Genomic DNA, 13,519 nt, shown 5'->3' on the forward strand with positions numbered 1-13,519 from the left:
TTATCCTCTCTTCCGTTTCTTAAATAATACAGCAAAATCCAAGTGTAATAACGTTTGTGGCAAATGGAATACATACGTGAACGCAAAGTAGCCAATACAAGAAATACCGCCAGCAAAGGCCATTTGTATAAATGCCATGCCACGTCCTGCCTCATAATTTCCACGAAGTCCTAAATGAAAGCACAGTTGTGCAAGTATCCATAAAATACCACAACCGCATAGGATGACGAAAAGTCGATGCAAGGTATATTTCCATTGAATATCATGATGTTTTGTTAGTTCATACAAACTGATGCTAATATTCAGCATAGCTGAAATCACCGTGGAAAACACTAAGCCTTGGTAGCTAAATTTTACCAGCATGATATAGCTAAGGGCAAATTTCACAACGACTTGAATTGTCGTATTGCGCACAGAATTGCGTCGTAACCCCGTAGCCACCATTAAATTGGTAACAATTGGAGTCATCGTATCTAGAAAAGCGACAATGGAAAACCAGCGAATAATCTGGGCTACTGCCGGGATGTCTTTAGCATGTTCCGGCGGAAATAGTGTAACGATCAGCGGTTCAGCAAACACATATAGGCAAAACGATACCGGTAAAGCAATATACAAAACGATATCTATGCAATCGCGGATGTTTTTACGTACCTGTTTCATATTATGTTGCGTTATGGCACTTGTAATATGGGGAATGATCGCACTGGAAAAACCTGGTGCCAATACCATGGGAATACTCATCAACTTAACAACCTTATAATTAATAGTAGATGAAATCAGGGTGATTTCACTTCCTGAAAGACCATGCCCCTTTAAACCTTTTTGTAGGAACAATGTGTTAATAATGCTATCACTATAGCCTAATAAAGCTATTAACATAAACGGTATGGATACATATAACAATTCCTTTAAAATCTCTCTGCTTTCAATCTTATTTTCAAAGGCCTGTTCATGTGCCAATCGTCGTATTTCTTTCATTCGCTTACGATCATAAAATTTAAGATGGATCATCGCCGTGATAGCTGCAACGCTCGTTGAGAAAACGCCAAAATATACAGCCCATATATGATCACCATGAAAGATATAAACAGCGATGCTGGAAGCAATCAGCACAAACGAAGCATTTGCTAGCTGTTCCAAAACTTGTGACAATGAATAGATTTCCATCTCTTTCAATCCCTGATAAAACCCACGCATACTACTCAGAATCGGCACAAAGAACAAAGCAAAACTGGAGCCGACAAATGCCCAACGTAAATCATCTGCACTTCCTGCCCCATCGTACATCATATGCGCAATTGGTTTGGAAAACAGCATAAATAACAACATCATGACAAATCCTAAAGAAATCATCAATCGCGTGCTGAGCTTTTTCACAAAAATACTTGTCTTATAATCACCTTTTGTCGTGTAACGAGCTACCAGTGTTGCTATTGCAAAAGGAAAGCCCGCCTGACATACATTTAATAAATACATGTAGAGCGATTGGGTAATCGCATAATATTCGACGTTGACATTGGTACCCAAAATATTATTGAATGGTATTGCATAAATCAGTCCAATCAATTTGGCAAAAAAGATACCAGCAGAGCTTACCAATGCTCCGGCGACGATTGACTGTTTTCTTTTTGTACTTCTTGTGTTATCCTTCATGAATAGTTTCCTCTCTAATCCACATTTGCTTTACCAGCATCTGAAGTAGTCTTTTCTCCAATTGCCGTATCCCCTTTTTCCTGCACATAATTACAGTTGAAAAAAACACGGGATTGGTTTTGCAATGTGCTGTCTTTCCAAGTCACCATCACATTGACCGTAAATTGTTTCTTTGGTGATATCGCATCTAAAATGATCATTTTAACAAAGCCTTTTTCTCCCCGCGCTTGATAGGGAATCATATTATACTGACTGTTGGCATCATCCCCTAATATCCCAATACAAGGATATACATTCGTATTAGAATCCATATTCTGATCCACTGCGATGGCCTGGATATCATACATGGCAACTTGTGGATTATACAGCTCTATTTCATATTTATAATCATCCTTTTGTTTAAATACATTCATCTTATATTCAAAGGGAATGATTTTTGATTCTATCCCCTTATTACTAACTACGGCATCAATAAAGCTCTCATATACTTTTATGCTTTCACTATCTTGATGATGCAGATTTTTACATCCGGTAAGAAATACCGTCAACAAGATGCATAAAATCGAAAGTTTACGCATGAAATCACCTCGGTTTTAATTATACCATATGTATGTGAAATGCACCATACCTGTAATATCAAGGGGCTTTTATCTGTCGATGGGAAAGTATTGATGATTGTCTTAGGAATTCGCGGAAAGAAAAAGCGATCGTATGGATCGCCTTTGTTTGTTATTTTCCGCATTTGCAACGGAAAGAACTGCATTCAGTTTCGCAACAAGCATTTGGTTCAATGCAATTGTCGCAAGTAACACTGATGGTTTCTGCTACACAATGATTGTCTTTATGATAGACACAATTGTTCACACTACATAAAATTTCGGTTTTTTTCTGCATATTTACACCTCCATCAGTAGTATGCGCAAACACTTTCATGTTATGTGCGATATATGAGTAGTGCTGAAAAGCAATATATTTGTTCTTCCTCCTGTATACTGCAGGAAGTTGAAAATTTAATATCAACTACATCGATATCCGGATTATCCTCTAAAAATGCATTGATCATATCGCTGAGATCATCCTCATGCTCCTCATCAAACACTTTGACCTGAACCATCTTCATCACCTAAGATGACTCTAACATATTCATGAAGGATTACTTGTCGATAAAAGTAGCCTGTAGTTTCTTTTTTAAATGTTCATTTTGCACTTCGATCATAGGTAATCGCAAAACATTTTGAATTTCTCCTCTTTGTGCCAAGACATATTTCACACAAGCTGGAGATGGTTCCTGAAATAACAATGTCGCTTCCTGCTTTAATTCCTTACGCAATTCGTTATCTTTACGATTGCCACATAGAAAATGCTTTAGCTTGGTAAGTGATACATGTCCAAGTACAGATACCAAACCATCCATACCCGCATCCATGCCTTCGTCAATGGTTCCATCTTCCCCGCTATATATTATGAAATGAGGATGCTCTTTTTTTAACTTTTGAACTGCTGCAAAATCATCACATGCCTGCTTTAAAGCAACAATATTCGGACATGTTGTTATTAATTTTGCGATCGTCTCTGCTTCAAGTTTCACACCTGTCCGAGATGGGATATTATAAAGCATAACATTGACAGAGCTATGTGCAGCAATGCATGCAAAATGTTCATACAATCCAGCTTGTGAAGGTCGATTATAGTACGGTGCAGCTAAAAGCACACCATCAATAGGCAGCTGTTGAACCTGATGCACAGCCCGCAAAGTATCTGCTGTACAATTTGTCCCACAGCCAAACCATATTTCTATCTCATGATGGGTTTCTTGCAAGACAAATTTCACTATTTGCGAACGTTCCTCTTCACTTAAACAAGGTGTTTCTGCTGTTGTACCACATACGATAAACCCATCCGCTCCCTCCGCCATTAAGCGGGCAATTAATGCACGCAATGCCGGATAATCAACCTCATGTTCTTTGGTAAAGGGAGTAATCAATGCTACCATCAATTTTGCCATTATACGTTTCCTCCTAATAAGATTGGTTCTATCTGTTGATCTTGAAGCGCCATATCACAGGTTTCCATTAACAGATCCCATTTGGCGACAATACTGCGTTCTTTTTGGAATGGTGCATCTTGAGCAAATGGAATGGCATAAAACCCTCGATAATTCAGCAGAGTGAAAATATTAGCACCACTAATCCCCAGGCCATCATTTGTTGCTATTCCAAAAACAATATTTTTCTTATTTCGCAGCATAGCTTTGGCAGCTAGTGTAACAGGATGATCGTAAATGCCGTGCACTAGTTTTGCACAAACAGTAGCACTCATCGGGGCAATCACCATTAGATCGTAACAATTGCATGGGCCGACCTTTTCAGCCTCTACGATTGTATGAATGATACTGTGACCACTTAAATTTACCAAGCGATTCAAAAAATCATCTGCTTTAAAGAAACGTGTATCACAAGTGTACACATTTTCACTTACCACGATTTGTACATCATTTTCCTGACATAAGATTTCCAACTGCTTTAATACTTTCGCATGATTACAAAATGAGCCACAAATACCAAATAAAATGCGCTTATTCTTCATGTAATCTCCTCCTTATATGATCTGCGATAATATTACCGGCACTGATACATGCAAAACGACCTGGCAGATTACTGATCTTGTAATAGTTCAGATGCAGACGGTGTATTTGTTCCTCATGAAACAAAACGGGTGTTGAAATATCTAAGAATAATGGTGTTTTTGACCATGAACGTATCTGCGCATCATCCAATATTTGTACCGGAGCAGTATAAATGATGACATCGCCACATTCTTTCCATTCCTTTATTGGTAAAAATTCCTTACTCATCACACAATCACGGCGTATTACGCGTACATGAGTATGAAGATTTTTTAACATTGTATAAATAGCTTTACCACAATGCCCATATCCAACAATATCGATTGTTATAGCATAAATACTTTTACAAGTATGTGAAATTAATTCATTTAAAACACCTTCTGCTGTTAAAATAGCGTTTTGTGTTATGACCTCTTCCGCATTCATATAATAATCGACTTCTACATTTAATTTTTTGGCAGCTTCATTTTCTATACCCTGGAAAACAACCATTTCTTTTCCCTGAATTTTCCAAAAGCTACTGGGAATATGCATATAGGAATTCCACATCTGTACATTATGTTCTTCATTCATTCCCTTCACTGGCAAGACAAAAGCATCCAGCTGTGGTAATGTTAAAAAGTCAGTATCTTCCTGTATCCTATAAACTACATAATCTTTTTTCAGATTATCTGCTACCTGCATCATTCTTTCATCACTACAAACCACACCGATTTTCATAGCACTCCTCCTTTACTTTTATACTATGTGAATTGTATCGATTGGTTCTATAGCATAGAAAGGTATTCTACTTGACGAGCAGCAATAACGCGTCTATAATGAACAGTGTTCATATTAGGAGGAATCATTATGAATAAGGTAGTCACATCAAAAGACGAATTATTAGAAGCTGCCGAACAAATCACCTATGAGGAAGGAATGACTCACCTCAGTATTCGCTCGCTCGCCAAAAAACTGGATATATCTGTTGGTGTAGTGTACAATTACTTTCCTTCAAAAGCCGATTTAGTATTGGCTATCATCGAAAATTTCTGGAAAAAGGTTTTTCATAAAGATCTTTGCACATTCGATGAACCCCCTTGTTTCCCTATCTTCTATGAAACCATCTATCAACGTTTAAGCGAACATATAGAGGATTTCCAAGCTGTTTTTTTAGGACAATTGCATGTATTGCGCTCAGAAGATAAGCAAAAGGGGAAAGCCTTGGAACAACAATATTTACAGCACATACAGAAAGGGTTTCTTCTTGTCCTATCTCAAGATTCGCATATTCCTGAAAGCTTATGGACAGCAACCTTTACAAAGGAAGCCTTTCTACAGTTTTTATTTGAACATATGTTGGTAGATCTCTCACATCAACGCAAAAACTGTCAATTCACAAAAGAAATGTTATATCGCTTATTATATGCGAAATCAACATAATTTCACGTTACAACGAACAAAGTTCAGCAACAATGCTTTGCAAACAATAAATAATGGAAATAGGCTTTCATATTCTCTATCTAACCATTGTTATTTTTTGAAACCCTCTCTATTAAAAAGGCGAAGCATGATAAAGCAATTCCATTATTTAGCATCATAAGAAAGGAGTTCTATCATTATGAAAAGAACAGTAAACTACGCTATACTTTATGCAATTCTCGCCATGATTGGTGGTATCTTTTATCGCGAATACACCAAATTCATGGGATTTGACGGCAGGACAACACTTGCCTTTGTACATACCCATCTCTTTCTGCTGGGAATGGTCATGTTTCTCATCGTGACATTTGCCATTCATCAATTTCATATCGAAAAACAAAAACATTATCGGCTATTTCTTATTCTCTATCATCCCGGTGTCTTATTAACTTCCCTCATGCTCTTTCTGCGCGGTATCACACAAGTAAATGGTAATGAACTAACCAATACTGTTAACGCTATGATCTCCGGTGTTTCCGGTATCGGCCATATCCTAACAGGTATCGGTCTTCTTCTTTTCCTGTTTATATTGAAAGCGAGTGTGAAAGATGCGTAAACGAATGTATATCCCTAAAAACTACCTTTTGTTACTAGCCGGCTTCATTTGGTTGCTAGCGGGTATTAATATACTAAATATCGGCTATCAATCCACTTCTGTTCTTACTTTATGGATGATGCTAGCAACGATCTTGACCTTTCTTGTTTTCTATTTTGCTATTTTTCGCAAACTCATTCATAAGCATACAAATCGAATCTTACGTTATGCCCATGCTTATATGCATATATTACAATTTTTCGATAGAAAATCATACATCATCATGTTTTGTATGATGAGCGGTGGTATTTTATTAAGAATAAGCCATGTATGGCCAACAGTATGCATAAAATCTTTTTATACCGGTATAGGTCTAGCCCTATGCATATCAGGCCTGTGTTTTATAAAGCAATTTTATCACCAGCAGCTTTCATTCACTAATAAATAAAGCACATCAGATACTATTTCTGTATGTGCTTTTTTCTCATATATATATAATCTTTCATATTGAAACGTGGGATTTCATAAGTATATCTGTTTGAAATTCTTTGTTTATCTTATTGTGTAATTACATAATAATTACGTTTCCCGCGTTTGATAATGGTTTTATTCGTTGTGATTGCATGTGTTGAGCTTACGATAAATTCACAGTCTTTTATACGTTCACCATTGATTTGAATAGAACCTTGCTTGATCCATTCTCTTGCTTCACGTTTACTACTAGCAATTTTCGCTTGTACTAAGACATCAAGTAACGGCATATGATCATCCACTGCGATACTATCAAAACCATGCAACGCATCCTCGAGTTCATCGCTGGTTAAATCTTTAATATTTCCTTTGAAGAAAGCATTCGTAATTTTTAATGCTTTTTCATATTCCTCTTCACCATGCAAATCAATAACGACGGCTTTCGCAAGTGCCTTTTGTGCTTCTCTGCGTCCCGCATCTATCTTTGTCTTTTCTTCTAAATCTTCAATTTCTTCGCGGCTTAAGAAGGTCAATGTCTTTAAATATTCAATAACCTTACTATCTTCACTATTCACCAAGAACTGATACAGTTCATAAGAAGATGTTTTATTTTTATCCAGCCAAATCGCCTTGCCTTCGCTTTTGCCAAACTTTGTTCCATCCGCCTTAGTTACCAATGGCATTGTAAACCCATATGCTTCTTTACCTAATTTCTTACGAATCAATTCAATACCGGCTGTGATATTCCCCCACTGATCTTGTCCTGCTACTTGCATGATACAGTTGCGGTTTTCATACAAATGCATAAAATCCAACGCCTGTAAGATCATATAAGAAAATTCTGTATACGTAATTCCTTCATCCAATCGACGAGCAACAATATCTTTATTCAACATATAATTAATGTTAAAATATTTCCCATAATCGCGCAAGAAATCCAAAGTATTGATATCCTTAATCCAATCGTAGTTATTTACAACTTCAAAGCCAAATACATCCTGCGCCTGTTTCTTTAGACATGCAAAGTTATGCGCAACTTCATCTTTTGATATCATAGCGCGTTCTGCTGTTGGCTTAGGGTCGCCAATTAACCCTGTTCCTCCACCAACTAACAAAATCGGATTGTGCCCTGCCTGTTTTAAACGCTTAGAAATTAAAAAGGATGAATAATGTCCAATATGCAAGCTGTCTCCGGTAGGATCAGTACCAATATAAAAAGTGACCTTTTCATTATTCAGCATGTTTTCAATTTTCGGTGAGCTGCAATCTTTAATTAAGCCTCTCCATACCAATTCTTCATAAATATTCATAGTCTATTCCTTTCTCAGCCATTAAAAAAGCGTCCTTATCCAAGGACGCCGTTTTTTATTTGCGTGGTACCACCTTAGTTCCTCATAACATGAGGCTCTCAAGCTCATAACGTGAGCATACGGCTTTACTTTTCATAAAGCAGCTCCAAGGTGTATTCCATAAGTTCCTGACTGCGGCTTTTCACCAGCCAGCCGCTTCTCTGTGCTCATTTCCTTATGTACTCTTTCTTATCATAGCTGTTGTAGTATTAAGTATAATGTAATTTTTTACTTTGTCAAGCAATGATTACTTGGTTGATTTACGTGGAGTGAAAATATAGCTCAATTCGATTTCTTTATCTGGAACATCATTTTCATCCGTTAGCATCTTTGTCAATAAACGCATAGCAACAGCACCTAAATCATAATCTGGAATTTTAAAGCCAGAAATCTGAGGGCGTGCCATAGAGTTATATTTACTATCTAAGATACATACCAATTCCACATCATCCGGAATATTCATTCCTGCTTCTTTCACGGTGTTCATAACCGCCATAGCTTGAGAATCACGATACGTAATGACGACATCATAAGGGACGCCATCCTTCACATATTCTTTCAAAAATAAGTAAGAGGAACGATATTCCTTAGGAATTTCAATATAGCCGTCAAATTCCATACCGTTTTCTTTATAAGCACGTGATAATCCATCACGAAGTTGTTTGATCATTGCTGGATTCTTACGATCCTCAATCAATGCCAAACGTTTTTTCCCTTTTGCGATGCAATCCATTGCATAATCATAAACAAGGCTGGAGTAATCCACATAAACAGAACCAACAGTTTCATCACTCATCTTATTACCGATGACAACAATGGGAACTTGATATTTTGTTAACTGATTCAATTCTTCCTTATTTAGCTTATCATTGAAAATCACAACACCATCCACACGGGATTTGATGATATTTTCAATAATATCATTCATTTCAGTAATGCCTTCCGTCGTTGTATGCAGCATCAGATTATATTTATAAATTTTTGCCACATCAATCAAACCATTAATAATCTGTCCCGTATAGAAATAGCTTGCTTCTGGTACGATCAGAGCAATCGTCGTCGTTTTCTGAAGTGCCAATCCTTGAGCAATCGCATTCGGTTTATAGCCTAATTTTTCAATTGCCTCCTGCACTTTCACACGTGTGTCTTCACGGACAACTTCAGAACCGTTGATAACACGGGAAACGGTTGCCAGTGAAACATCTGCTTCTTTTGCTACATCATAAATGGTAATTCGTTTCATAACACTTATCCCTTCTGACTAATCGTCTTCATCCTTCGTGTCTAAGACACGTTGTAACCCTTCAAAGGCTTTTTCCGCTGCTTTCAGCGTACCCTTTTTTAGCTTCTTTACATTCTTCTTAACGCGCTCATCTTCACGAATAGCACTAACCGTGTCCGTAATGGTATCCATCGTTTTCACAACATAGTCCTTCTTCATAAGCTCATCTACACCATCACTGAATGCATTCGTCACTTTGCCCGTCATTTCATTCAGTTTTTCCTTGCCATTTTTTACATCCTCACGCTGATTAAAGGCTGCTACTTTCTGTTTCGTTGTTTCCAATAACAAGGCCGTATCAGTCTTCAGTTTTTCTAAACGCTGTGTTGTTTCCTGCGCATTCACATTATTTTTTATCCACTGACGAAATTCTGCGTACATCCGACTTAGTTCTATTTTGGCATCCGCAAAAATTGAAGAGGCATTTTCATTATCCTCGTCATCTTCCATTTGAATAATGGTATAACGCGTTTCTTTTTCCATGTCATCAACATGCTGGCTTTCATCGCTCATGAAGTATGCACCTCCTGCTCACAGGCTTCTTCCTGTTGCTCATCGCTGCCATCTTTTCCCATATGATGTAAAATCCAATCTTTAATCAAAGAGAAATTTTCAATCACCATCACCATCGTACTGCGAACAGCATGTTTGCTTGCTTCATGCACACTGTCAACAGTCTCACTTAATTCATTTAAAGTCTGTAAAGGCTTTTCCAGTGTTTCCAATTCTTTGTTTGTCGTATCGAGTGTTTTTTTCATACTGATCACTGCTTCATTCGCACTTTTTAATAACACGATCAGATGCCTGACAAAGATAACCAGAAATATCAGGACGATAACACCTACAATCGGTAATGCCTTAGCGGCAACATTACTCGTTAATTCCAATAACTGATCTAAACCCATAGAAACACCTCTTTTTATATTTTACCTTATTTTGTAAACATTTACAAGTTTACTGAAAACTTTTTACAATATTTTTTAATTTATAAATATCTTTACTGCTCATAAACAGATATACTGCAGGGCCGCGATCTGCTAAAAACTTAGCCGCTGTTTCATCTTCTTGAATCACTTGAGCATGCGCGCAACGATCTGCTAAATCTTGTATCGTAATATTGATTCCTGGCTCTTTTGCGGCATTTTCAGGAAAATGGCATAAATATGTCTCGTCAGCTTGATCTAATTCTTGGGCAAAACGATCCATAAAATAATAGATACGAGAATAACGATCCGGTTTAAATATCGCAATGATTTTTTTATCAGGATACTTAATGCGAGCAGCCTCAATCATATACTTAACAGCAGTTGGATGATGTGCATAATCATCAATATACACATTACCATTTTTTTCTTCTATCGTAAAACGGCGTTTTACTCCCGGAAAACTTGCCAATCCTTCCTGTAACACTGCCGGTTGTAATCCTTCCATGATTCCTAAAGCGATTACCCCTAGGCTGTTCCACAATAAAGGTTTCCCAACAAACGGTAATTTAAAACTGCCAAAGTACGCTTTTTTATATAAAACATCAAAAGACATACCTTCTTCATTTTGTATAACATGAACAGCTTGTACGTCATTGTCATCCTGTAAACCATAATACAAATGCTTCGTTTTGACGTGCAGGCGACGCACTTCTTCATCATCACCAAACAGTACAATACCTTTTTTTACTTGATTGGCAAAGGTTTCAAATGCATCGCGATAATCTTCCATATTTTTATAATAATCCACATGATCCAATTCAATATTCGTAATGATCGCGTATTGCGGTTTATAAGCCAAAAAGTGACGCTGATATTCACAGGATTCTAAGACAAAATATTCACCATCATCCGGCATATCTCCTGTACCATCACCAATCAAAAAACCAGTTGGTGCTACTTCGGCCATCACATGAGAAATCATGCCTGTCGTTGTGGTCTTACCATGGGTACCGGCAACACTGATACTTGTATATTCTTCGACCAACTGCCCTAAAAAATCATGATACCAGTATACCTGCACTTTTCCTTGCTTGGCCAATTCCATGGCTTTTTTCACTTCCGGATTGCTTTCATTAAAAGCATTGCCAATGATGATTGTCATTCCTTCTTTAATGTTATTCTCATCAAAATGGTAAATCGGAATATGTCGTTCCTCTAAAGGTTTTTGGGTAAAGATATATTTATCAATATCCGAACCGCTCACTTGTTCATGGCGGTCAAAGACGATCGTAGCTAAAGATGCCATACCGCTTCCCTTGATACCAATAAAATAATATTCCATATTACGTTTACACTCCCTTTATTTTTCCGTTACATCTTTTATATTAGATTCAGCCTCTTTGATTGGCGTAGAATCGCCAAACAGCGAAATTTGCAACAAATCTTCAGTATCCGTATCATCATCTGCTAAAATAGCTTCCAAGGGTAACGTATGTTCTTCCTCTTCTTCTACCTTTTGTAATAAATCTGCCGGCATTTCTTGTGATGAAAGCTCATCCCTTGTTTCCGTCATGATGATTTCTTCCTGCTTACTTTTGGCTTTTTCTTCAATATCTTTTTTCGCTTCTTCTTCAAATTCTTCCAATTCATTCACACCATAATACGGTGATATAATTGTCCCTAACGGATTTTCCTTACGTTTGCGAGCGCGTGGCATATTGACATTAGGTGTCTTCGTTGAAGTCTTCGCTTTTGCGTTTTCTTCTTTCGCTCCAAAAATCGGCGAAATCACCGGTGTAAACTCATATTCTTTCTTTTCTTCTTTTTTCATAACAGGTCGACTTTTTATTGTCTCTTTTGGTTGTTTTACTTCTTTTGCTGGTTCTTTTTTTGTCTCTAAATCAATACTGACAAACTTTCTCGTCTCCTGCTTGATTGGCGTCTGTTCCTTTTTAACACTTTCTAGATCCGCTTGTTTCGGCGTATTTTGCGGTTCTTTATCCACTGTTTTTGCTTCTTTCTCTTTTAAAGAAATTGCTTCCAAATCATCTTCTGCAATGATATCTGCCTCTGTTTCTTCAAACAGAAAGGAAGTAACTTTTTTCCATAACGACATTTTCCTCACCCTTTCTGCGTCATTGATTTACTTGATTCAAGAATTGTTCTATTTCTTCTCTTGTCTTGCGCTGCTTCGATACAAACCGATTACTTTCTTTCCCATTTAGATAAATGACAAAGCTAGGTATGCCCATGATCATCAAGTCTACACATACATCCATGCATTGATCACGGTCAACATAGTAAAAGGTAAAGCCTTTTGCCGTATATTCTTTTACGACGTCTTCAAAAAAGCCTTCTAAAAAACGACAGTCAGGACACCAATTCGCAGAAAAGACAAAGACATTTTTGCCTTCGCTGGCACATGCTTTATAAAACGCTTCTGCATTGTTAATTACATTCATATATTCTTTCATGGTATGACTCCTTTTGTTGAACCGTTTACATGTTCTTATTATAGCATCATTCGATGAAAATTTACTTTTTATTTTCATTATTTATGCATTCTTTTCATTCATAGGATGTTTCTTCCAAATGGCACGATAAATAGGCTGCCCTTTTTCCATGAAGCGATGCTCATATTCCGTAATTACATCTTCATCATGAGCAACACGGCGAAAATCCACACTGAAATCATGAAGAAACCAACCTGCATTTTGGAATTCTATTATACTATATTCAAATAATGAGCTATTATCTGTTTTCATCTGAATTTCCCCATCATCTGCCAAGATTTTCGCATATTGGGCAATAAATTTATGATTTGACAATCGCTTTTTATGTGCTCGTTTTTTAGGCCAAGGATCACTGAAATTCAAATGGATGACTTGAATTTCACCTTCTGCAAACCAAGAAGCAAGCTGCTCAGCATCATCGTTGATGAATCGCATATGTGCTTTTTCTTTTTCTTGTTTTGTATATTTACGTACCGCCAGAGCAGCTACATTGTTATTTTTCTCAACACCGATCCAACCGTATTCTGGATATTGCAAAGCCATCTTTGTCCAATAATCCCCTTTGCCACAGCCAATCTCTAAATGTAGCACATCACGTTTTAGCGTTTCTTTCCATTTGCCTTGCAAAGCAGCGGGTTCTTTAATAACGACATCCTGCTCCTTTAAAAAGTCTTCTGCCCATGGTAATTTTCGCATTCTCATA

General features: G+C 37.2%; 17 protein-coding genes and 1 other annotated feature. Of the genes, 2 read left to right on the top strand and 15 right to left on the bottom strand.

Annotation, left to right across the window (positions count from 1 at the left end):
* From LI241_RS09465 to LI241_RS09495, 7 genes are all read right to left on the bottom strand, one after another.
* Nucleotides 1–1,653 carry an oligosaccharide flippase family protein gene (locus tag LI241_RS09465; RefSeq protein WP_008688578.1) on the bottom strand — a complete coding sequence of 551 codons (1,653 nt, stop codon included), beginning with the start codon at nucleotides 1,651–1,653 and terminating at the stop codon, nucleotides 1–3.
* A gap of 14 nt (nucleotides 1,654–1,667) precedes the next feature.
* Nucleotides 1,668–2,231, bottom strand: coding sequence for a hypothetical protein (locus LI241_RS09470; RefSeq protein ID WP_008688580.1), 564 nt, complete (start codon nucleotides 2,229–2,231; stop codon nucleotides 1,668–1,670).
* A 151-nt stretch (nucleotides 2,232–2,382) separates the two neighbouring features.
* Complete coding sequence (locus tag LI241_RS09475; RefSeq protein ID WP_008688582.1) at nucleotides 2,383–2,547, bottom strand: DUF1540 domain-containing protein; 165 nt, start codon at nucleotides 2,545–2,547, stop codon at nucleotides 2,383–2,385.
* 40 nt (nucleotides 2,548–2,587) lie between these two features.
* Entirely contained in the window at nucleotides 2,588–2,767 is a 180-nt protein-coding gene (locus tag LI241_RS09480) for a sporulation protein Cse60 (RefSeq protein WP_008688585.1), read from the bottom strand.
* Nucleotides 2,768–2,806: 39 nt separating this feature from the next.
* Complete coding sequence (dapA, locus tag LI241_RS09485; protein ID WP_008688586.1) at nucleotides 2,807–3,658, bottom strand: 4-hydroxy-tetrahydrodipicolinate synthase; 852 nt, start codon at nucleotides 3,656–3,658, stop codon at nucleotides 2,807–2,809.
* Complete coding sequence (locus LI241_RS09490) at nucleotides 3,658–4,239, bottom strand: dipicolinate synthase subunit B (RefSeq protein WP_008688587.1); 582 nt, start codon at nucleotides 4,237–4,239, stop codon at nucleotides 3,658–3,660. The genes dapA and LI241_RS09490 overlap by 1 nt, the downstream gene beginning before the upstream one ends.
* Nucleotides 4,229–4,999 carry a hypothetical protein gene (locus tag LI241_RS09495; RefSeq protein ID WP_008688588.1) on the bottom strand — a complete coding sequence of 257 codons (771 nt, stop codon included), beginning with the start codon at nucleotides 4,997–4,999 and terminating at the stop codon, nucleotides 4,229–4,231. Before LI241_RS09495 ends, LI241_RS09490 begins: the two co-directional genes overlap by 11 nt.
* Before the next feature lie 129 nt (nucleotides 5,000–5,128).
* Between LI241_RS09495 and LI241_RS09500 the strand changes: the two genes are divergently transcribed.
* Together LI241_RS09500 and LI241_RS09505 are read left to right on the top strand one after the other, a co-directional pair.
* On the top strand, nucleotides 5,129–5,701 hold the full coding sequence (locus LI241_RS09500; protein ID WP_008688589.1) for a TetR/AcrR family transcriptional regulator: 573 nt from the start codon (nucleotides 5,129–5,131) through the stop codon (nucleotides 5,699–5,701).
* A gap of 178 nt (nucleotides 5,702–5,879) precedes the next feature.
* Complete coding sequence (locus LI241_RS09505; RefSeq protein WP_008688590.1) at nucleotides 5,880–6,296, top strand: DUF2871 domain-containing protein; 417 nt, start codon at nucleotides 5,880–5,882, stop codon at nucleotides 6,294–6,296.
* Nucleotides 6,297–6,832: 536 nt separating this feature from the next.
* On the opposite strand, the gene tyrS is transcribed toward LI241_RS09505, so the two are convergent.
* The 8 genes from tyrS to trmB form a co-directional block, all read right to left on the bottom strand.
* Nucleotides 6,833–8,056: a tyrosine--tRNA ligase gene (gene tyrS / locus LI241_RS09510; protein WP_008688593.1), complete on the bottom strand. Its 1,224-nt coding sequence runs from the start codon at nucleotides 8,054–8,056 to the stop codon at nucleotides 6,833–6,835.
* A 38-nt stretch (nucleotides 8,057–8,094) separates the two neighbouring features.
* Nucleotides 8,095–8,300, bottom strand: a binding site (T-box leader).
* 42 nt (nucleotides 8,301–8,342) lie between these two features.
* A complete protein-coding gene (locus LI241_RS09515) occupies nucleotides 8,343–9,338 on the bottom strand; it encodes a LacI family DNA-binding transcriptional regulator (protein WP_008688596.1) in 996 nt (331 codons plus the stop codon).
* 18 nt (nucleotides 9,339–9,356) lie between these two features.
* Nucleotides 9,357–9,890, bottom strand: coding sequence for a hypothetical protein (locus tag LI241_RS09520; protein ID WP_008688598.1), 534 nt, complete (start codon nucleotides 9,888–9,890; stop codon nucleotides 9,357–9,359).
* Nucleotides 9,887–10,282, bottom strand: a complete 396-nt coding sequence (locus LI241_RS09525) for a hypothetical protein (RefSeq protein WP_008688600.1) — start codon at nucleotides 10,280–10,282, stop codon at nucleotides 9,887–9,889. Before LI241_RS09525 ends, LI241_RS09520 begins: the two co-directional genes overlap by 4 nt.
* 49 nt (nucleotides 10,283–10,331) lie before the next feature.
* Nucleotides 10,332–11,645, bottom strand: a complete 1,314-nt coding sequence (gene murC / locus LI241_RS09530; RefSeq protein ID WP_008688601.1) for a UDP-N-acetylmuramate--L-alanine ligase — start codon at nucleotides 11,643–11,645, stop codon at nucleotides 10,332–10,334.
* Between the two features lie 18 nt (nucleotides 11,646–11,663).
* Nucleotides 11,664–12,419, bottom strand: coding sequence for a hypothetical protein (locus LI241_RS09535; RefSeq protein WP_008688602.1), 756 nt, complete (start codon nucleotides 12,417–12,419; stop codon nucleotides 11,664–11,666).
* A 19-nt stretch (nucleotides 12,420–12,438) separates the two neighbouring features.
* Nucleotides 12,439–12,777 carry a co-chaperone YbbN gene (locus LI241_RS09540; protein WP_008688603.1) on the bottom strand — a complete coding sequence of 113 codons (339 nt, stop codon included), beginning with the start codon at nucleotides 12,775–12,777 and terminating at the stop codon, nucleotides 12,439–12,441.
* A gap of 81 nt (nucleotides 12,778–12,858) precedes the next feature.
* Nucleotides 12,859–13,518, bottom strand: coding sequence for a tRNA (guanosine(46)-N7)-methyltransferase TrmB (trmB, locus tag LI241_RS09545; RefSeq protein WP_008688604.1), 660 nt, complete (start codon nucleotides 13,516–13,518; stop codon nucleotides 12,859–12,861).
* Nucleotide 13,519: the final 1 nt, after the last annotated feature.

Source organism: Longicatena sp. 210702-DFI.1.196, from assembly GCF_020563125.1.
Taxonomy (GTDB): Bacteria; Bacillota_I; Bacilli_A; order Erysipelotrichales; family Erysipelotrichaceae; genus Longicatena; species Longicatena caecimuris.

Excerpts from the sequence above, each read along its gene's own strand:
- LI241_RS09500 (WP_008688589.1), top strand. The coding sequence starts at position 5,129 with ATGAATAAGGTAGTCACATCAAAAGACGAATTATTAGAAGCTGCCGAA.
- murC (WP_008688601.1), bottom strand. The coding sequence starts at position 11,645 with ATGGAATATTATTTTATTGGTATCAAGGGAAGCGGTATGGCATCTTTA.
- dapA (WP_008688586.1), bottom strand. The coding sequence starts at position 3,658 with ATGGCAAAATTGATGGTAGCATTGATTACTCCCTTTACCAAAGAACAT.
- LI241_RS09470 (WP_008688580.1), bottom strand. The coding sequence starts at position 2,231 with ATGCGTAAACTTTCGATTTTATGCATCTTGTTGACGGTATTTCTTACC.
- LI241_RS09465 (WP_008688578.1), bottom strand. The coding sequence starts at position 1,653 with ATGAAGGATAACACAAGAAGTACAAAAAGAAAACAGTCAATCGTCGCC.
- LI241_RS09540 (WP_008688603.1), bottom strand. The coding sequence starts at position 12,777 with ATGAAAGAATATATGAATGTAATTAACAATGCAGAAGCGTTTTATAAA.
- LI241_RS09480 (WP_008688585.1), bottom strand. The coding sequence starts at position 2,767 with ATGGTTCAGGTCAAAGTGTTTGATGAGGAGCATGAGGATGATCTCAGC.
- LI241_RS09520 (WP_008688598.1), bottom strand. The coding sequence starts at position 9,890 with ATGAGCGATGAAAGCCAGCATGTTGATGACATGGAAAAAGAAACGCGT.
- LI241_RS09505 (WP_008688590.1), top strand. The coding sequence starts at position 5,880 with ATGAAAAGAACAGTAAACTACGCTATACTTTATGCAATTCTCGCCATG.
- LI241_RS09525 (WP_008688600.1), bottom strand. The coding sequence starts at position 10,282 with ATGGGTTTAGATCAGTTATTGGAATTAACGAGTAATGTTGCCGCTAAG.
- tyrS (WP_008688593.1), bottom strand. The coding sequence starts at position 8,056 with ATGAATATTTATGAAGAATTGGTATGGAGAGGCTTAATTAAAGATTGC.
- LI241_RS09535 (WP_008688602.1), bottom strand. The coding sequence starts at position 12,419 with ATGTCGTTATGGAAAAAAGTTACTTCCTTTCTGTTTGAAGAAACAGAG.
- LI241_RS09490 (WP_008688587.1), bottom strand. The coding sequence starts at position 4,239 with ATGAAGAATAAGCGCATTTTATTTGGTATTTGTGGCTCATTTTGTAAT.
- LI241_RS09515 (WP_008688596.1), bottom strand. The coding sequence starts at position 9,338 with ATGAAACGAATTACCATTTATGATGTAGCAAAAGAAGCAGATGTTTCA.
- trmB (WP_008688604.1), bottom strand. The coding sequence starts at position 13,518 with ATGAGAATGCGAAAATTACCATGGGCAGAAGACTTTTTAAAGGAGCAG.
- LI241_RS09475 (WP_008688582.1), bottom strand. The coding sequence starts at position 2,547 with ATGCAGAAAAAAACCGAAATTTTATGTAGTGTGAACAATTGTGTCTAT.
- LI241_RS09495 (WP_008688588.1), bottom strand. The coding sequence starts at position 4,999 with ATGAAAATCGGTGTGGTTTGTAGTGATGAAAGAATGATGCAGGTAGCA.